At 69.8% G+C, this 18371-nt stretch carries 19 protein-coding genes; 13 read left to right on the top strand and 6 right to left on the bottom strand.

The window, feature by feature from the left end; all coding sequences use genetic code 11:
* Positions 1-29: 29 nt before the first annotated feature.
* Positions 30-365, top strand: coding sequence for a DUF485 domain-containing protein (locus AB0B89_RS11775; protein WP_358551285.1), 336 nt, complete (start codon positions 30-32; stop codon positions 363-365).
* Positions 358-1968: a cation acetate symporter gene (locus tag AB0B89_RS11770; protein ID WP_358551283.1), complete on the top strand. Its 1611-nt coding sequence runs from the start codon at positions 358-360 to the stop codon at positions 1966-1968. Before AB0B89_RS11775 ends, AB0B89_RS11770 begins: the two co-directional genes overlap by 8 nt.
* A 270-nt stretch (positions 1969-2238) precedes the next feature.
* Here AB0B89_RS11770 and AB0B89_RS11765 read toward each other — a convergent pair whose 3' ends face one another.
* The 3 genes from AB0B89_RS11765 to AB0B89_RS11755 all read right to left on the bottom strand — a co-directional run bounded on the left by AB0B89_RS11765 (position 2239) and on the right by AB0B89_RS11755 (position 6188).
* The gene (locus AB0B89_RS11765) at positions 2239-3171 is read right to left on the bottom strand and encodes an aldo/keto reductase (protein WP_358551281.1); all 933 of its coding nucleotides are present in this window, start codon (positions 3169-3171) and stop codon (positions 2239-2241) included.
* A gap of 124 nt (positions 3172-3295) precedes the next feature.
* Positions 3296-4981, bottom strand: coding sequence for a DNA polymerase/3'-5' exonuclease PolX (gene polX / locus AB0B89_RS11760; RefSeq protein WP_358551279.1), 1686 nt, complete (start codon positions 4979-4981; stop codon positions 3296-3298).
* 115 nt (positions 4982-5096) lie between these two features.
* Positions 5097-6188 (bottom strand): PQQ-binding-like beta-propeller repeat protein, encoded by a 1092-nt coding sequence (locus AB0B89_RS11755; protein WP_358551333.1) that lies wholly within the window; start codon positions 6186-6188, stop codon positions 5097-5099.
* 559 nt (positions 6189-6747) lie between these two features.
* On the opposite strand from AB0B89_RS11755, the gene AB0B89_RS11750 reads away from it, so the two are divergent.
* Together AB0B89_RS11750 and AB0B89_RS11745 are read left to right on the top strand one after the other, a co-directional pair.
* Positions 6748-7167, top strand: a complete 420-nt coding sequence (locus AB0B89_RS11750) for a VOC family protein (protein ID WP_358551277.1) — start codon at positions 6748-6750, stop codon at positions 7165-7167.
* Positions 7168-7362: 195 nt separating this feature from the next.
* On the top strand, positions 7363-7593 hold the full coding sequence (locus AB0B89_RS11745; protein WP_358551275.1) for a hypothetical protein: 231 nt from the start codon (positions 7363-7365) through the stop codon (positions 7591-7593).
* A 92-nt stretch (positions 7594-7685) separates the two neighbouring features.
* On the opposite strand, the gene AB0B89_RS11740 is transcribed toward AB0B89_RS11745, so the two are convergent.
* Positions 7686-8057 carry a DoxX family protein gene (locus AB0B89_RS11740; protein ID WP_358551273.1) on the bottom strand — a complete coding sequence of 124 codons (372 nt, stop codon included), beginning with the start codon at positions 8055-8057 and terminating at the stop codon, positions 7686-7688.
* Between the two features lie 189 nt (positions 8058-8246).
* On the opposite strand from AB0B89_RS11740, the gene AB0B89_RS11735 reads away from it, so the two are divergent.
* Positions 8247-8927, top strand: a complete 681-nt coding sequence (locus AB0B89_RS11735) for a TetR/AcrR family transcriptional regulator (protein WP_358551271.1) — start codon at positions 8247-8249, stop codon at positions 8925-8927.
* 7 nt (positions 8928-8934) lie between these two features.
* Here AB0B89_RS11735 and AB0B89_RS11730 read toward each other — a convergent pair whose 3' ends face one another.
* A complete protein-coding gene (locus AB0B89_RS11730; RefSeq protein WP_358551269.1) occupies positions 8935-9909 on the bottom strand; it encodes a magnesium transporter CorA family protein in 975 nt (324 codons plus the stop codon).
* Positions 9910-9933: 24 nt separating this feature from the next.
* A complete protein-coding gene (locus tag AB0B89_RS11725) occupies positions 9934-10278 on the bottom strand; it encodes a sporulation protein (RefSeq protein WP_358551267.1) in 345 nt (114 codons plus the stop codon).
* A 107-nt stretch (positions 10279-10385) separates the two neighbouring features.
* Here AB0B89_RS11725 and AB0B89_RS11720 point away from each other — a divergent pair, with 107 nt between their 5' ends.
* From AB0B89_RS11720 to AB0B89_RS11685, 8 genes are all read left to right on the top strand, one after another.
* Positions 10386-11348 carry a GNAT family N-acetyltransferase gene (locus AB0B89_RS11720; RefSeq protein ID WP_358551265.1) on the top strand — a complete coding sequence of 321 codons (963 nt, stop codon included), beginning with the start codon at positions 10386-10388 and terminating at the stop codon, positions 11346-11348.
* A gap of 254 nt (positions 11349-11602) precedes the next feature.
* Entirely contained in the window at positions 11603-12616 is a 1014-nt protein-coding gene (locus AB0B89_RS11715) for a LacI family DNA-binding transcriptional regulator (RefSeq protein ID WP_358551263.1), read from the top strand.
* On the top strand, positions 12613-13545 hold the full coding sequence (locus AB0B89_RS11710; RefSeq protein WP_358551261.1) for a sugar ABC transporter permease: 933 nt from the start codon (positions 12613-12615) through the stop codon (positions 13543-13545). Before AB0B89_RS11715 ends, AB0B89_RS11710 begins: the two co-directional genes overlap by 4 nt.
* A 1-nt stretch (position 13546) precedes the next feature.
* Positions 13547-14365, top strand: coding sequence for a carbohydrate ABC transporter permease (locus AB0B89_RS11705; RefSeq protein WP_358551259.1), 819 nt, complete (start codon positions 13547-13549; stop codon positions 14363-14365).
* A gap of 49 nt (positions 14366-14414) precedes the next feature.
* Positions 14415-15725, top strand: a complete 1311-nt coding sequence (locus AB0B89_RS11700; RefSeq protein WP_358551257.1) for a sugar ABC transporter substrate-binding protein — start codon at positions 14415-14417, stop codon at positions 15723-15725.
* Complete coding sequence (locus tag AB0B89_RS11695; protein ID WP_358551255.1) at positions 15722-16711, top strand: ADP-ribosylglycohydrolase family protein; 990 nt, start codon at positions 15722-15724, stop codon at positions 16709-16711. Before AB0B89_RS11700 ends, AB0B89_RS11695 begins: the two co-directional genes overlap by 4 nt.
* Positions 16712-16791: 80 nt before the next feature.
* Positions 16792-17763 carry an ADP-ribosylglycohydrolase family protein gene (locus tag AB0B89_RS11690; protein ID WP_358551253.1) on the top strand — a complete coding sequence of 324 codons (972 nt, stop codon included), beginning with the start codon at positions 16792-16794 and terminating at the stop codon, positions 17761-17763.
* Positions 17760-18371: ADP-ribosylglycohydrolase family protein (locus AB0B89_RS11685; protein ID WP_358551251.1), on the top strand; the 612-nt coding region annotated here is incomplete at its 3' end. The genes AB0B89_RS11690 and AB0B89_RS11685, both read left to right, overlap by 4 nt.

Raw genomic sequence — 18371 nt, 5'->3', positions numbered from 1 at the left:
CGTGATCCAGATCACAACGTGGAGGTCTCGTGGCCACTCAGCAAGACGAGTCATCGGAATACCAACGGGTGCAGGCCGGCTCCGAGTTCCAGGAGCTGCGCCGTCGTTACCGCGGCTGGGCGTTCCCGGTGACCGTCGCCTTCCTTGTGTGGTACCTGCTGTACGTGATCCTTTCCGGCTGGGCGCGTGGCTTCATGGGCACCAAGGTCTTCGGAAACATCAACGTGGCGCTGATCTTCGGCGTTCTGCAGTTCGTGTCGACGTTCCTGATCGCGTGGGCGTACTCCCGGCATGCCGCCACCAAGCTGGACCCGCTGTCCGACAAGCTTCGCGGTGAGATCGAGGGGACGTCCTCCAATGAGTAACCACGCCCTGTCGATCACGCTTTTCGTGCTGTTCGTGGCCGCCACCCTGGGCATCACGTTCTGGGCGAGCCGCCACACCAAGAGCGCCACCGACTACTACGCGGGCGGCCGGTCGTTCAGCGGCGCGCAGAACGGTCTCGCCATCGGCGGCGACTACATGTCCGCCGCGTCGTTCCTCGGCATCGCGGGCATCATCGCGCTGTCCGGGTACGACGGCTTCCTGTACTCGATCGGGTTCCTCGTCGCCTGGCTGGTGGCCCTGCTGCTGGTCGCCGAGCTGATGCGGAACTCCGGCAAGTACACGATGGCCGACGTGCTGGCGTTCCGCATGAGCCCGCGACCGGTCCGTACGGCCGCCGGGGTCTCGACGATCACGGTCAGCATCTTCTACCTGCTCGCCCAGATGGTCGGCGCGGGCGCTCTGGTGGGCCTGCTGTTCGGCATCACCTCTCCCGCGGGCAAGGCGGGCACGATCGTGGTCGTCGGCCTGCTGATGATCGTCTATGTGGTCGTCGGCGGCATGAAGGGCACCACCTGGGTGCAGATCGTCAAGGCCGTGCTGCTGATGACGGGCGCCGCCCTGGTGACCCTGCTCGTCCTCGGGCACTTCGGCTTCAACCTCTCCAGCCTCCTCGGCGGCGCCGCGCAGGCGAGCGGCAAGGGGCAGGCATTCCTTGAGCCCGGACTGAAGTACGGGGTGGAGGCCAAGGGCCTGGCGAGCAAGCTCGACCTGATCAGCCTGGGGCTGGCCCTCGTCCTCGGCACGGCGGGCCTGCCGCACATCCTCATCCGCTTCTACACCGTGCCGACCGCCAAGGTCGCCCGCAAGTCCGTCCTTTGGGGCATCGGCATCATCGGCGTGTTCTACCTGCTCACGCTGGTGCTGGGCTTCGGCGCCGCCGCCCTGGTCGGAAGCAAGGAGATCGCGGCCCAGAACGCGGCGGGCAACACCGCGGCCCCCCAGCTCGCGCTGAAGATCGGGCAGCTCATCTTCGGTGACGTCGGGGGCACGATCCTGCTGGCGGTCATCGCCGCCGTGGCGTTCGCGACGATCCTCGCGGTGGTCGCGGGCCTGACGCTGGCCTCGTCGTCGAGCTTCGCCCACGACCTGTACGCGCACGTCTTCAAGCGGGGGAACACGACCGATCAGCAGGAGATCAAGGTCGCGCGGATCTCCGCCTTCGCGATCGGCGCGGTCTCGATCGTCCTCGGCATCTTCGCGCAGAACCTCAACGTGGCGTTCCTGGTGGCGCTGGCGTTCGCGGTCGCCGCGTCGGGCAACCTTCCCGCCATCCTCTACAGCCTGTTCTGGAAGAGGTTCAACACGGCGGGGGCGGTCTCGGCGATCTACGGCGGGCTCGCGTCGGCCCTGATCCTCGTGATCTTCTCGCCGGTCGTCTCGGGCGCGAAGACCTCGCTGTTCCCGACCGTGGACTTCCACTGGTTCCCGCTGGAGAACCCGGGGCTGGTCTCGATCCCGCTGGGCTTCCTCGCCGGGTACATCGGGACCGTGATGAGCAAGGAGTTCAACGCGCAGAAGTACGCCGAGATCGAGGTCCGCTCGCTCACCGGCGCCGGCGCCGAGAAGGCCGTCTCCCACTGAGAAGCCCGGCTCCCGGCGTCCCCCTCGCGCCGGGAGCCGTCACGGCTGGGAGCGGCTCCCCCGAGCTGCCCGGTCGCGGGTCTCCTCACCTCCAGAGGCCCCGCGACCGGGCCTTCGCCATCTCCCACGCCCTCCCACGCCCTCCCACGCCCTCCTACGGGCCGCTCTACGGGCGTTTCGACGGCTTCTACGGGCGTTTCCACGGTTTCTACGGGCCTTTCTTCGGTTGGAAAGGTCCTTTTACGGCCTTCCTTGCGGGCCGCCGCGTTTCTAGGCCGAGGCCTCGTCGAGAAGCCGGACCTCCTCGGGGGACAGCACCAGGTCCGCCGCCGCGACCAGCGCGGGAACCTGCTCGGGCACCCTGGCGCTGGCGATCGGCGCGGCGATGGAGGGCCGGGTCAGCAGCCAGGCGAGCGCCACGGTCGCCGCCTCGGCTCCGTGGGCCGCGGCGACCTTGTCCAGCGCGTCCAGCACGCGGCGGCCCCGTTCGGTCTGGAGGTAGGCAGCGGCGCCTTCCGCCCGCGCGGAGTCGACGTGGACACCGGGACGGTACTTCCCGGTCAGGAACCCCTTGGCCAGACCGTAGTAGGGCACGCTCGACAGGCGCTCGCGGGCGACCACCTCTTCGAGCCGCCCTTCGTACTCGCGCTCCACGAGGTTGTAGGGCTGCTGGAGGGCGACGTACCTGGCGAGGCCCAGCCGGTCGGACACGGCCAGCGCCTCCGCCAGCCGGTCGGCCTCGTAGTTCGAGGCGCCGATGTGGCGCACCTTGCCCTCGCGCACCAGCTCGTCGAAGGCCGTCAGGGTCTCCTCCAGCGGGGTGCCCCGGTCGTCGGCGTGGGCGTAGTACAGGTCGATCCTGTCGGTGCCCAGCCGCCGCAGCGACCCCTCGGCCGCGGAGCGGATCTTGGCCGCCGACAGTCCCTTGGCTCCGGGCTGCTGGCCGACCTTGGTGGCGATCACGAGGGAGTCGCGGTTGCCGCGCTCGGCCATCCACTCGCCGATGATCGTCTCGGACTCGCCCCCCTGGTTGCCGGCGATCCACGCCGAGTACGAGTCGGCGGTGTCGATGAAGTTGCCTCCCGCCTTGACGTAGGCGTCGAGGACGGCGAACGAGGTGTCACGGTCGGCCGTCCAGCCGAAGACGTTGCCGCCCAGGCACAACGGGAAAACCGAGAGATCGGTCTTGTCGATATTTCTCATGATCAGAACCTATTCATGATGATCGGCGCCTGCGGTGTGCGGGTGGTTTCCGGCCCCGGACCTCCATCTTCCTCCTCCCCGCCTTCCCGCCCCGGCCCCGGGGGCCACGGCCTTCGCGGAGCGGTCAGCCCCGGCCGAGGAAGGCCAGGAGGCGGTCGAGCGGCCAGGTGTCGATGACGTCGTCGGTGGTGAGCCAGGCTCGCTGGGCGATGCCGACGCCGAAGCGCTGGTTGCCGAGGTGCGGCACGGCGTGGGAGTCGCTGTCGATGGAGAACGTCACCCCGTGGTGGCGCGCGAGCCGGGCGAGATCGGAGGGGAGGTCGGCGCGGTCGGGGTAGGCGTCGATCTCCATCGCGGTGCCGGTGCGCGCCGCCGCCGCGAAGACGGCCGGCCAGTCGGCGTCCACGGGAGGGCGCTTGCCGATCTTGCGGGTGGTGGGATGACCGATGATGTGGACGTTCGGGTTCTCGCACGCGGTGATGAACCGGCGGGTCATCTCGTCGCGTGACTGGGTGAAATGCGAGTGTACGGACGCGACGCACACGTCGAAGCCTTCCAGGACCTCGGCCGGCCAGTCGACGGTGCCGTCGGGCGCGATGTTGAGCTCGGTGCCGTGCAGCAGTCGCATGCCAGGGTAGGCGGCCTGAAGCCGGTGGAGCCGCTCGCGCTGCTCCAGCGCCTTCTCAAGGGTCATGCGCTGCATGAACAGGTTGGGCGCGTGGTCGGTCACCGCGTAGTACTCGTAGCCGCGCCCGGCCGCCGCCGCGACCATCTCCTCCAGCGTGGCGATGCCGTCGGTCAGATCGGTGTGGGTGTGCAGGTCGCCCCTGAGATCATCCAAGGTCACCAGCTCGGGAAGCTCCCGGCGCAGGGCCGCCTCGATCTCTCCGGAGTCCTCGCGCAGCGGCGGCGGCACCCACTGCATGCCGAGGGCCTCGTAGATCCCCTCCTCGGTCGGTCCGGCGATCACGGTCTCGCCCTCGAACAGGCCGTACTCCGACAGCTTCCAGCCGCGCTTCACGCACATCTCGCGCAGCCGTACGTTGTGCTCCTTGGAGCCGGTGAAGTACTGCATCGCCGCGCCCCACGACTCCGCCGGCACCACGCGGAGGTCCACCTGAAGGCCCTGGGTCGTGCGCACCGAGGTCTTCAGGTCACCGCTCGCGATGACCTCGGCGACGTACGGCTGCCGCCTGAACTCCTCCATCAGCGTCACCGGCCCGACGGCCAGGATGTCGATGTCGCCGACCGTGTCCTTCATGCGGCGCAGCGACCCGGCGTAGGCGATCTTCTCGGCGGGGAGCGAGGCGATCACGCGCTCGGCCAGATCCATGGCGACGCCGAGGTGCACCCGCTCACCGGCCCGCTGGAGCTGCTCGATGCCCTTGAGGATGTTCTCCTCGCTCTTGGCCCCGAACCCGCGCAGCCCGGCGAGCCTGCCCTCCTGGATCGCCTCGGCCAGCGCCTCGGGGGAGGCGATGCCGAGCTCCTGGAACAGGAAGACGGCTTTCTTCGGCCCGAGCGACGGGATGCGCGTCAGCTTCCGCACGCCGTCGGGCACCTTGCGGCGAAGGTCGTCGAGCTGGCGGAAGCCGCCCCGCTGGAGGAACTCCTCCATCTTCTTCGCGATGGCCTCGCCCACGCCGGGCACCTTGCGGACGTCCACCTTCGAGATGTCCTCGGGAAAGCCCGCGATGGCCTTGGCGGCCTTCTGGTAGCTGCGCACCCGGAAGGCGTCACCGCCGTTCATCGCGAACAGCTCGGCATACTCCTCAAGCGCCGCCGCCGCTTCGTCATTCGCCCGCCCCATGCCCCTCAGCCTATCGAGGGGGCAAGCCCTGGCCAGGCGGCCCCAGGCGGCCCCAGGCGGCCCCAGGCGGCTCTGTGCGGTTCCGATGCGGTCCGGCGCGACGGGCTGGTCGGCCTTATCCAGTCGTCGCTCTCACGGCATGTACCGTGGCGCCGATGGTGAAGATGTACACGACACCGTCGGCCACCACCGGCCTGAAGATCCCGCTGCCGGTTTCATAGATCCAGCGTTGCTCGCCGGTCGCCGCGTCCAGGGCGTGCACCTTGTTCTCATTGTCATCGTCGAGATACACCACGCCGTCGGCCACCACCGGATCGGAGTGGTCACCACGGGAAACCTCGTAGGTCCAGCGTTGCCCGCCGGTCGCCGCGTCCAGGGCGTACATCTTGCCCTCGGCGTTGCGGACGTACACCACACCGCCGGCCGACATCGCACTGACGCAGGGGCCGCCGGCCTCGGAGGTCCAGCGTCGCTCGCCGGTTACCGTGTCCAGGGCGTACACCTTGGTATTGGCGATGTACACGACACCGCCGACGACCACCGGACTGACGTAGGGGCCGCTGCCGATTCTGGAGGTCCAGCGTTGCTTGCCGGTGGCCGTGTCCAGGGCGTACGCCCTGCCCGTTTCGTCGGCGAAGTAGACGTCATCCCCGGCCACCACCGGGCTGAAGTCGACCCTGGCGCGGTGGCGGGTTTCGTGGGTCCAGCGTTGCTCGCCGGTCGCCGCGTCCAGGGCATGCACCCTGCCCACTTCGTCGCCGACGTACACGGCATCCCCGGCCACCACCGGCTTGAAGCCCCTGCCTCCGGTTTCGTAGGTCCAGCGTTGCTTGCCGGTGGCTGTGTCCAGGGCGTACGCCCTGCCCGTTTCGTCGGCGAAGTAGACGGCATCCCCGGCCACCACCGGGCTGAAGTCGACGCTGGCGCGGTGGCGGGTTTCGTGGGTCCAGCGTTGCTCGCCGGTCGCCGCGTCCAGGGCGTACATCCTGCCGTCACTGGTGGTGTATACGACACCTCCGGCCACCACCGGTTCGGAGTAGCCGATTACGGGAACTCTGGGAAGTTTGTGGGTCCAGCGTTGTCCGCCGGAGGCCGTGTCCAGGGCGTACATGCTGTCCTCGCTGTTGAGGACGTACACCACACCGTCGGCCACCGCCGGCGCCGCGGAGGCCCCCAAGCCGACGTTGCGGGTCCAGGAGGGGACCATGGTCACGGTCGCCGTCACTGTCCGCCACACGAACCCTGAGACGACGACCAATACGCCGATCGTCAGTCCTGCGACTGCCCACTGCCATCTGCTCCACTGACGCCGGCTCACGCTCTTCATCTCTCGGACCTCACCACTATCTCTCTTGAGGAGCTCACCTGCCTGGGGCCGGCTCCGGTGTCGCACCTGGCGCGAAGGCCCCGAACGACGCTAGAGGCGGGCGTTGGAGAACAGCTTGTCGATCACTGAGATGATCCGGGCCATCGGCGGTTCTATGTCTCCGACTGCCACGAGAACCGCCGTGGGTTCCTCTGTCCGCGCGTCGGCGCGAAGCGCTGCCGCCCGCTTGACCCGGTAAGAACAATTTCGCGATTCTCGGTACGGCGCGGTTCGACTGGCGCTCAAGCACCACGGTCGCAGCCAAGAGGGTGGACGCTGAAGCTGACATGACGTTCAGCATCGTTCCGCCGGGCGGACCCGCACATGTCGCGTCTATACTGATCATCCCGTCTGCGTTCGACCTGCTCGTAGAGCAGCGGGCGGACGGAGGCACCGAACCATGAGCGAACGTCAGAGGGCCCAGCCCTACGACACCGAGGCGGCCCGCTCGCCCTTCGGCCTCGGGCTGCACCATGTGCAGCTCGCCCTGCCGCCGGGTGAGGAGGAGGTGTGCCGCCGGTTCTACGTGGACGTGCTGGGCATGACCGAGATCCAGAAGCCCCCGGTGCTCGCCGCCCGCGGCGGACTGTGGGTGCGGTCCGACAATCTGGAGATCCACCTGGGGGTCGAACAGGACTTCCGACCGGCCCGCAAGGCCCACCCGGGCATCCTGGTCGCCGATCTGGACGCTCTCGCCGAACGGCTGGCCGACCTCGGCGTAAAGGTGGTCTGGGACGACGACTTCCCCGGACACCGAAGGTTCTACGCTGCCGACTGCCACGAGAACCGCCTTGAGTTCCTCTCCCCCAAGACCGGCTGAACATCCGGAGTATTGGTTCCCGGAGCCGTGCGCGTAGCAACTACGCGAAACTCTCTTGCCACTCATTTGCTGGCATTTCTAACTTCGGTCTATGAGCATTCGGCAGCATGGGAGAACCGCCGAGGGGGCCGGGTGATCGGCGAGGGGGGCGCTCACGCGGGCGGGCAGGCGGATCGGCGCCGGAAGGTGAACCGCGTGACGGTGGACCGCGTGCGCGCCGCCGTGGCCCTCATCATGGAGAGCGAGAGCCGGAGAAGACGCGCCGAGGGTCTCATGCACGGCTGGCAGCTCAGCCGTGCGGACCTCGACGAGGCGGCACGCGCGCTCGGCACCCCACCGGTGACCGACGAGGAGTGGAACGCCATCCAGGACGGCCGGGGCATCCGAGGCCGGACACACGGAAGCGGCCCGGCCGCATCAGCCTGAGAGGCGGCCGGTCATGCGTTCCTACGAGCGGGGACGTCCGCCTGGGTGATCGACGCCGGACCGGAATCCTGAGGAGGCCCAGAAGAGGAGGCTCAGAAGTGGTACGGGCCGAAGCGGCCCCAGGCAACGAGGCCGGAGAGGACCAGCAGCACGACGTTGATGACCACTCCCTGGATCTCGCCGCGCCGCACGTGGACCACGATCGCGCCGATCATGACCAGGACCAGGCCGGTGGCCGCGAGCGGAGTGAGGACGGTGGCGATGCCGGTGACCGCGGGCAGGATCAGCCCGAGCGCGGCGAGGAACTCCACTCCGCCGATGAACTTCACCGTGCCCGCGGAGAAGTCCTCGACCCACCCCATGTTCGCGGCGAGCTTCTCCTTGGGCTGAGTGGTCTTCAGGACACCGGCCATGCCGAACGCCAGGGCGAGAAGCACCTGAAGTATCCACAGGAAGACGTTCACAGGGTCTCCTTCGAGGGCCGGGGGGAGTGAGGGGGCATGCCCGCAGGTGAGCCCGGCCGTCATCACCTTAGGGAAGTTCGACGTGACTCTGACCTGGTGCGGAGCGCGCGACACAAAGTCGAGGGTCACCTCGACTCGCGAGCGTAGCACAGAAGTCGAGGCGTCCCTCCAGTTCGTTACACTAGGGAGATGTCGTCCGACGAGATCACGCCCACCAAGGCCGCGCGGCCCCTGCGCCGCGACGCGCAACGCAACCGCGACGCGCTCGTCGGCGCGGCCCGCATGGTCTTCGCCTCCGAAGGGCTCGACGCTCCCCTCGAACAGATCGCCAGGCAGGCGGGGGTCGCCATCGGCACCCTCTACCGCAACTTCCCGACCCGCATGGACCTCGTCGAGGCGATATTCGTCGGCAAGCTGAGCACGTGGCTGGAGAGCGCGGAGCAGGCCCTGAGCATGGATGACGCGTGGGAGGCGTTCGCGTTCTACCTGGAGAGGCTCTGCGAGCTGCAGGCCCACGACCGGGGGTTCAACGATCTGGCGTCCATGCGCTTCCCCCACGCGGCGTGCATCGAACGCACCCAGGGCCACATCAACGAGCTGAGCCGCCGCATCGTCGAGAGGGCGCAGCGCGAGGGCGCGGTCCGTCCGGACGTCACGGTGGAGGACCTGGCGCTCGTGATCTGGGCCCACACCCGCATCAGCGAGGCGACCAGCGAGTTCTGTCCCACGGCGTGGCGGCGCCACCTCGGGCTGATGCTCGACGCCTTCCGGGCCGACCGCGCCCGCCCGCTCCCCGAGCCGCCCATGCGTCCCGAGGAGGTCTACCAGGCGATGGTGAGGCTCGGAGGCTCCAGCGCCTGCACCGGCTGAGAGCCGGTCAGATCCAGTCCTTCTTGCGGAAGACGAGGTAGAGGATCGACGAGGCCACGACGATCAGGAGGCTGGAGGTCCAGAACCCGGCCGTGTGCGAGAAGCCGGGGAACGGGATGTTCTGCCCGTAGAAGCCGGTGATCAACGTGGGCACCGCGATGATGGCGGCCCAGCTCGTCACCCGCTTCATGATGTCGTTCATGCGGTAGCCCTGCAGGTTCAGGTGGGTCTCGTAGATGTTGCCCACCAGCTCGCGCAGTGACTCGGTCCACTCGGACACCCGTAGCACGTGGTCGTAGACGTCCTGGTAGTAGGGCCCCATCTCGGACCCGACCACCCGCAGGTCGCGCCGGATGAGGGAGTTCACCACCTCGCGCATCGGCACCACGACTCGCCGGAACCGCACCGTGGTCCTGCGGAGGTCGAACATCTGGCGCTGCATGGCGCGCCCGTCGCCCGTCTGCTCGGTGAACAGCTGGTCCTCCAGCGACTCCACCTGGTCATCGAGTGTCTGGGCGACGTCGAAGTGGCCGTCCACGACGTAGTCGAGCAGGGCGTGCAGGAGGAACGACACGCCGTGCTTGGCGAGCCTCGCCTCGGCGTCCCAGCGGGCCACCACGGCGTCGATGTCGCAGGTGTCGTCGGACCGCACCGTCACCAGAGCGTTCTTGGTCACGAAGACCGACACCTCGGTGAGGTCGAGGGGCCCACCGCCCTCGCCGAGCCTGACGGCGTAGACGGTCAGGAACAGGTGGGTGTCGTAGATGTCGAGCTTCGGCCTCTGGTGGGGGTGCAGGACGTCCTCGACGGCGAGGGGGTGCAGCCCGAGCTCCTCGCTGATCACCGCGAGCTTCTCAGGGGTGGGAGCCAGCAGGTCGAACCACACGGTCGCCGACGGGTCCTTGATGTGGTCGGAGACGTCGGCGATCGGGAAGCCCTCGGCTTCCAGGACGCCGTCGCGGTAAAGGCGGGTGCGGGCCATGCCTGCCAAGACTAGTCGCGCCCGTCAACGTCCACGTCGGCGATCCGGGTGCAGCCCGGCGCGTAGCGCGTAAACGATGAGCGCGAGCCCGCAGAGGATCTGCCCGCCGAGCACGATGCGGTTCACGTCGATGGCGGGCTCCCACGACACCTTGCCGTCCCTGACGACGTACGCGCCGACGGGGCGGGCCGTCGTGGCTCCGCCCCCGCCCGTGCCGCCGGAGACCCGTCCCTGCACGTCGCCGGTGCCGAACCCGCCCGCCGCGCGCACCGAGACCGCCGGGATGACGGTGGAGCCGTCCCTCTCGTACGGCTCCCCGTACACCCGCCGGGCCCCTGAAATGTGCTCGAAGAAGTCCCGCATCTCCATACGTCCCCGCTTCTGACTCGTCGCGATGGACGCCATCATCCCCCAGGCGGCGCCTTCGCCAAGTCCGGACTCAGCGCCGTGCAAGTGGCCGGTCCTACAACGGAGACGTGAACCACACCTACGACAACGATGCGATCACGGACGTGTACGACGTCCGGCGGGCCGTGGCAGAGGACGTGCCGGTCATCCACGAGCTGGTGTCCGCCTGCGACACCGCCATCCTCGGCCACCCCGACATGACCGAGGACGACGTGGCGGACGTGCTCGCCGAGCCCGGCTTCGACCTCGCCCGCGACGGCTGGCTGGTGTTCCGGCGCGACGCGGACCCCTCCCTGGTGGGCTGGGGCTACGCCGCGCGCCAGGGCGACAGCGACAGCGTCGACATCGAGATCCTCTCCCGGGACGACGTGGTGACCCCCTGGCTGTGGGACACCGTCCTGCGCCGTTCCCGTGAGCTGGCCGTGGAGGCAGGGCACCCGCACGCGGTGGCCGACGTGGGGATCTACCGGCAGGACGACGCCAAGCAGGCGCTGGCCAAGGAGCACGGTTTCGAGGCCGCCACCAGCTTTCACCGGCTGAGGGCCGACCACACCGACGTGGACCCGGGGTCCCTGCCCGGCGTGACCGTCCGCCAGGCGGCCGGGTCCGAGGAGCTGACGCGGGCCGCCCACCGGATCCACCAGGAGGGCTTCGCCGAGCACTTCGGGTTCGTCCCGAAGGAGTACGACCGGTGGAGGGAGGACTTCGAGTCCTCCAGCACCCACGACTGGTCGCAGCTCCTCGTCGCCGAGGTGGACGGACAGCCGGCGGCGATGCTGCTCGGGAGCGACATGTTCGTCAGCGATGAGAACTGCGGATACGTCCGGATCCTTTCGGTGCTGCCGGAGTTCCGCGGCAGGGGCCTCGGCCGGCTGCTGCTGAGGCACGCCTTCGCCAGGGACGCGCGCGGGGGGAGGGCCGGCACGTACCTGCACGTGGACTCCAACAACAGCTCCCCGGCGCTCGATCTGTACCTGTCCGTCGGCATGCGGCACGTGCTCGCCATCGACGTCTGGCGCCGTACGGTCTGACCTGTCCCGTTTCCGGATAGGTCGCGCCACCTATGCCCGGCACCTCGGCGAGCCGTACCGGTTCGACTTCGTGCCGGGCTGTCGGCGGCGAGCGCCCACATATGCTCCCTAGCGGAGGCGATGTCCGGTTACCCGATCGTGACTTGACGCTGAATGTGTCTGCCAGGTTACATGTCCTCACCCCGTAAACGTTTTCAGCGTTCTCGACCAGCGCTTGTGTAAACGTTTACCGTTTTCGACCTCCGAGGTGACACGTGAGTGACGGGCCGACGATCACGACGATCGCCCAGCGCGCGGGCGTGTCGATAGCCTCGGTGTCGCGCGTGCTCAACGGGCTGCCCACCAAGGCCGAGACCGAGCGCCGCGTGATGAGCGCGGCGCGCGAGCTCGGCTACGTGCCGAACTCGGTGGCCAGGTCGCTGAAGTCCCGGCGCAGCAACCAGGTCGGCTTCGCGATGGCCGACATAGGGAACCCGGTGTACCTCGCGATGATCCGCGAGATCCAGCCGGTGCTCAAGGCGGCCGGCTACCGGCTCGTCCTGCACTCCACCAACGTGGACGCCGCCGACGAGATCGACGTGCTGCGCGGCCTCGGCGAGCGGTACATCGACGGCCTCATCATGATCCCGCTGCGGGTGACCGGCGAGCACCTGAAGATGTTCGCCTCCGCCCGCGCGCCGATCGTGATCATCGGCTCGGTCCCGGAGGGCACCCCCGTCGACAACGTGAGGACCGACTCCCGCGAGGGCGTTCGCCTGGCCGTCGAGCACCTTCACGGGCTGGGCCGCAGGCGGATCGGCTTCGTCAACGGCCCGCTCGACACCGTCCCCGGCGCCGCCCGCTCGGCCGCCTACGCCGAGGCGCTCGCGGCGCTCGGCCTGCCGTACGACCCGGACCTCGTGGAGGTGGGCGACTTCTACCGCCCCGAAGGCGCCCGGGCCGCGGGCCGCCTCGTAGAACGCGTGCCCGACCTCGACGCGCTGCTGTGCGCCAACGACCTGATCGCGCTCGGGGCGCTCGACGTCCTGCGCCGCGAGCGGCGGCGCGTGCCGGAGGAGGTCGCCGTGGCGAGCATGGACGACACCGACCTCGCCACCGTCGCCTGGCCCCCGCTGACCAGCGTCTCGCTCGGCTCGGCCGAACGCGGCAGGGCGGCGGCCGAGCTCCTGCTCGACCGGCTGGCCCACGGCGCCCGCGCGCCGCGCGTCGTCACCGTCGAGCCCCGGCTCGTGGTCCGCGCCTCGACCCTGGGGGAGGAGACCTCATGACCCTGACGGCCGAAAGGACGCGAAGGCCCGCGGCGGGTCACCGCGGCGGGCGGACGAGGACCAGGCAGGGGCGCGAGACGCTCGTGCTCATGCTGCCCGCGCTCGTGCCGGTGCTGGTCTTCAGCGTCGGGCCGCTGCTGTACGGCATCTTCCTCGCGTTCACCGACGCCAGGTCGGGGCGCAACGCCGAGACCTCCTTCGTGGGTCTGGCGAACTTCGGCGACCTCATGGGCGACGCGGACTTCTGGTCGTCGTTCCGCATCGGCCTGATCTGGGCGGTCTCGGTGACCGTGCTGCAGTTCCTCGCCTCGCTCGGGCTGGCCCTGCTGCTCAACGAGGACCTGCGGTTCCGGTCGTTCGCCCGGGTGCTGGTCGTGGTGCCGTGGGCCATGCCGCCCGTCGTCATCGGGCTGATGTGGCGGCTCGTCTACCACCCGAACGCCGGGATCCTCAACAGCGTGCTGCGCGACGTCGGCCTGCTCGACCACAACGTCGACTGGCTCAACGACTTCTCCATCGCGCTCCCCGCGGTGATCGTCGTCGGGATCTGGACGGGCATGCCGCAGACGACCGTCGTGCTGCTCGCGGGGCTGCAGAACGTGCCCAAGGAACTGTACGAGGCCGGTCACATGGACGGGGCCTCGGCCTTCCGCCGCTTCTGGAGCATCACGCTGCCGCAGTTGCGCCCGGTGATCGTGACGATCACCTCACTGGACTTCGTCTGGAACATCAACCAGTTCGGCCTGGTCTACGTCCTCACCCAGGGCGGGCCGGGCGGGCAGACCCGACTGCCGATGCTCTTCGCCTACGAGGAGGCCTTCCGCTACGGCTTCTTCGGGTACGCGGCCACGCTGGGCGTCGCCTTCGTGATCCTCGTGCTGGCCGTGCTCGGCCTCTATATCTGGCGGCAGATGAGGGAGGCGGACTGACATGCGCAGGCCACTGCAGTACCTCGCCCTGCTGGGCTACGTGGTCTTCCTGGCCTTCCCGATGGTCTGGCTGCTGTCCACGGCGCTCAAGACCTCGCGGGAGATGGCGAGCCTGGTCCCGACCTGGATCCCGCGCCACCCCATCCTGACCAACTTCGCCGACGCCTTCGGCGAGCAGGACCTCGTCGGCAGCGCGCTGCGCAGCCTCGCGGTGGCGGTCGCGTGCTCGGTGCTGACCGTCGTGCTCGCGCTGCCCGCGTCGTACGCCATGGCCCGCTACCGCTCGCTCGTCAGCAAGCTCGCCGTCGGGTGGGTGCTGGTCAGCCAGGTCTTCCCGTTCATCCTGATCATCATCCCGCTGTTCATGGTGCTGCGGAGCCTGGACCTGGTGAACACCCTGCCCGGCCTCACCATCGTGCACGTCACGTTCGTGCTGCCGTTCGCGCTGTGGATGCTCCAGGGGTACGTGCGTGCGGTGCCGCGCGAGCTGGAGGAGGCCGCGGCCGTCGACGGCGCTGGCCGGATCCGCTCGCTGGTGAAGGTCGTCGCGCCGCTGCTCGCCCCCGGCGTGGTGGCCACGGCCCTGTTCGCCTTCATCTCCTCCTGGAACGAGTTCCTGTTCGCACTGGTCGTCCTCAAGGACCCCGACGTGGCGACCCTGCCACTCACCCTCGTCAAGTTCACCGGCGCGGAGGGGGTCGTACGTCTCGGCCCGCTCGCGGCGGCGTCGCTGCTCGCGACGATCCCGAGCCTGGTGTTCTTCGCGATCATCCAGCGACGGCTCAGATCGGGCCTGATGGCCGGCGCCGTCAAGGGCTAGCTCCCGCGGAACCCAACAAGCATGCTGCACCCCCCGATAGGAGAAACTCTTGCGTACCAGAACCGCACTCGCGGTGGCGGCGGCCGCGATGGTCGCACTGACCGCCGGCTGCTCGTCGGGCGGAGACACCGGCGGCGGTGACCAGCCCGCCAAGGCCGTGAACCTGAAGTTCCTGAGCCTCGCCTGGCAGAAGGAGTCCATCGCCGCGAACAAGCAGATCGTCGGCGAGTGGAACAAGGCCAACCCCGGCACCCAGGTCGAGTACGTCCAGGGGAGCTGGGACAACGTCAACGACCAGCTCGTCACCTCGTTCGAGGGCGGTGACCCGCCGGACGTCATCCACGACGACTCCCCGGCGCTCGCCGGCTTCGCCTCGCGCGGCTACCTCCTGGACCTCACCGGCAAGCTCCCCGCCGACCTGAAGAGCGACATCCCGCAGCCCGCCTGGGACACCGTGACCTTCGCCGACGGCAAGGGCGGCCAGGGCGTGTACGGCGTGCCGTTCCTCCAGGAGTCGCAGGTCATCATCGCCAACAAGAAGCTGCTGGACGCGGCGAAGGTCCGCGTCCCGACCCCGGACGACCCCTGGACCTGGGACGAGTACGCCGAGATCTGCAAGAAGCTCACCAAGGGCGGCTCCTTCGGGGTGGCCTGGCCGCTGAAGTCGCCGGTCAACAAGGTGCTCAACCTCGGGCTGAACTTCGGAGGCACCTTCTTCCAGACCGACGGCACCAAGGCCACGGTCAAGGTCGGCCCCGAGGAGCGCGAGGTCCTGCAGCGCATCCACGACCAGCTCTACAAGGACAAGTCGGCCGACCCGTCCACGCTCGGCATGGGCACCGCCGACCCGCTTCCCGGTTTCTACGCGGGCAAGTACGCCATGATCCCCGCGAGCGTCTACCTGCGCCAGCAGGTCGTGGAGCAGGCCCCGGCCGGCTTCGAGTGGATCACGCTCCCGCCGCTGAAGGGCACCAGCTCCAACCAGGGCGCCGCCTCGCAGACCCTGTCGGTCGCGGCCGACAGCAAGTACCCCGACCAGGCGACGCAGTTCATCTCGTTCTTCCTGAACAGCGCCAACCAGGCCAAGCTCGCCAAGGGCGACTGGCTGCTCCCGACCAGCACCAAGGCCGCGAGCGACCCGTCGATGACGACCAAGGAGAACGGCTGGGACGTGGCCACCGCCTCCGCCAAGAACCTGGTGGTCGCCCCCTACCTGCGGGTGAACGGGTTCGACGAGTGGAAGAGCAAGGTGGCCACGCCCACTCTGCAGCAGTACTTCGCCAACAAGATCACCATCGACCAGGCGGCCAAGACGCTCGTCGAGGAGGGCAACAAGGTGCTGGAGCGTTACAGCAAGTGAAGCTGACCCGCGCCCGGGGGTGCCTGCTCGGCCTGGCGGCCGGCGACGCCCTCGGGCGGCCCGCCGAGAACCTCGCCCCGGAGGAGATCGCACGGCGCTGGGGCCGGCTCACCGAGATCGAGCCCGGCATGGGAGGCACCGACGACACCGAGTACACCATCTTCGCCTCCTCCCTGCTGTGCAGGTACGGGTCGGCCATGACACCCGCCGACGTCGCCAGGGAGTACCGCGAGCAGATCATCCCGAACATCGACGGCCCGATGCGCGGCGCGGGCTTCTCCGAGCTCGGGGCCATCCAGGCGCTCCGCCGGGGCATCGAGCCGCCGCTGTCCGGCATGTGGCACCAGCACGGATGGTCGGACGGGCTCGCCATGCGCGCCGCGCCGTACGGCATCTTCGCCACCGGCGACCCGGCCGAGGCCGCCCGCCTGGTGGCGGTCGACGGGGTGGTGAGCAACAGCGGCGAGGGCGTGTACGGCGGGCAGGCGGTCGCTGCGGCGGTGGCCGTCGCCATGACCGGCGCGTCGCCCGGCGAGGTCGTCGAGGCCGGCATCGCCGCCGTCCCCGAGGACTCCTGGACCTCCCGCAACCTGCGTGCCGCCGTCGCCGCGGTCGCCGCGGGGTCGGCCGAAAGCCTGCGCGAGGCGGGGTCGGCGGGGGGACTGTACGAGGCCGTGGTCGTGCGCCACTACCCCTGGACGGACCTCGCGCCCGAGGCGGTCGCGCTCGCCTTCGCCGGATACCTCATGGGCGCGGGCGAGGTCGAGGAGTCGGTGGTGTGCGCCGCCAACCTCGGCAGGGACGCCGACACCACCGCGGCCATCGCCGGCGCCCTCGCGGGGGCGGGGCGCGGCGAGAGCGCCGTACCGGCGCGGTGGGCCAGGGAGATCGGCCCGGTCACGGGCAGGTGCCTGCCGGCCGTCGCCGGCAGGCACGTACTCGACGTCGCCACCGAACTCGTGGCCGCGACCGGGGAACCGGCGTGAACGGGCGCGAGGGCCGGCCGGCACGTTCGCGACGCCGGTCCAAGGGATAAGCCGCCGGTCCAAGGGATAAGAGGAGAGACATGTCATCGGGGGACAGGATCCGCGGGGCCTTCATCGGCCTCGCGATCGGCGACGCGGCCGGCTGGCCGTCCGCGCGGCACCGCTCCGCGCTGCTCGCGCCCTGGAGCAGGCGGCTCGCGAGGGAGCTGGACGGTTTCGCCGAGGAGCACCGGGTCACGACCCCGCCCGTGCCGTTCACGCTGAACCAGCCCGTCGAGCCGCTGTCGATCGGGCCGTCCGACGACGCCGAATGGCTGGCCTGGACCGCGCTCACCATCCACGAGGACCGCGCCGAGGCCTTCGGCAGGCTGGCCGGCCGTACGGACCTGCGCGTGCGGATCTCCGTGCGCTCGGCGCTGGACAACCTGGCCGCGGGCAAGCGGCCCCCGGCCAGCGGTCACGACAACCCGCACTTCTTCGACGACGCGGCGGCCGTACGGGCCGTCGCCTTCGGGGCGATCGGGGCCGACCCGAAGGCCGACGCCTCGGTCACCAACGCCGGGGACGGCGTCCACGCGGCCATGGCCGTGGCGGCGGCGGTCGCCGAGCTGGTGGCGGGCGGTCCGATGGCCTCGGCCGTCGAGGCGGCGCTGGCCGAGCTGCCCGCGGGCACCGCGATCGGGCACGCGACCAGGACGGCGCTCGCCGTGGCGCGGAAGGCGGGCGACCCCTTCGCGGCGGTCCCCGCGCTGGACGCGGCGCTGCTCGATCACGTGTACAGCTACGGCGTCGCCGCGTCGCAGACGGTCGCGGTGGCGCTCGCGCTCGCGGAGGTGTCCGGGGGCGCGCTCGGCGCGGCCGTACCCGCCGCCGCGTGCCTGCCCTCGCTCGCCGACTCCGCCCCGGCCCTGACCGGGGCGCTCACCGGGGCGTTCACCGGGTACGAGGCGCTGCCGGAGGGCTGGCGGGCCGCCGCGCGCACGCTGGCGGGCTGCGGCCTGCCCGACCTGGCAGGAACGGATCTCATCGACATCGCTGGAGGACTCGCATGACGCCGCAGGACGACCCGCTGACCGGCCTGCCCACCGACCTGCTCACCGACAAGGCCGTCGGATGCGTGACGGGCGCGGCGGTCGGCGACGCGCTCGGCGGCGCGACCGAGGGCTGGACGCCCGAGCAGATCCAGGACCGCTACGACGGGTACGTGACGGGCATCGTCCCGCCGTACTTCGAGGACTGGCGCAACGCCCGCCCCATAGCCCCGTACCACAAGGGCGACGGCCACGTCACCGACGACACCCTGATGACGCACGCGCTGATCCGCGTGTACGAGAAGGCCGGCCGGCACCTGGACGCCTACGCGGCGGCCGAGCACCTGGTGCCCGAGATGATGGGCGAGAAGCGCTGGATCCCCGAGCTGGAGGCCGAGGCGCTGCCGCTGCACCGGGTCTTCCTCGCCGAGAAGTGGCTGGTCCTGCGCCTGCACTACGGCCACATCGACCCGCGTGAGGCGGGGGTCGGCAACATCGTCAACTGCGGCGCCGCGATGTACATGGCACCGGTCGGCATCGTGAACGCCGCCAACCCCGACGCGGCGAACGCCGAGGCCATCGACCTCGCGCGCGCCCATCAGTCCAGCTACGGCCGCGAGGCCGCCGGC

Source organism: Sphaerisporangium sp. NPDC049002 (genome assembly GCF_040649355.1).
Lineage (GTDB): Bacteria > Actinomycetota > Actinomycetes > Streptosporangiales > Streptosporangiaceae > Sphaerisporangium.
Note: the sequence above shows the minus strand (reverse complement) of the source record. Positions and strands in the feature narration are given on the sequence as shown.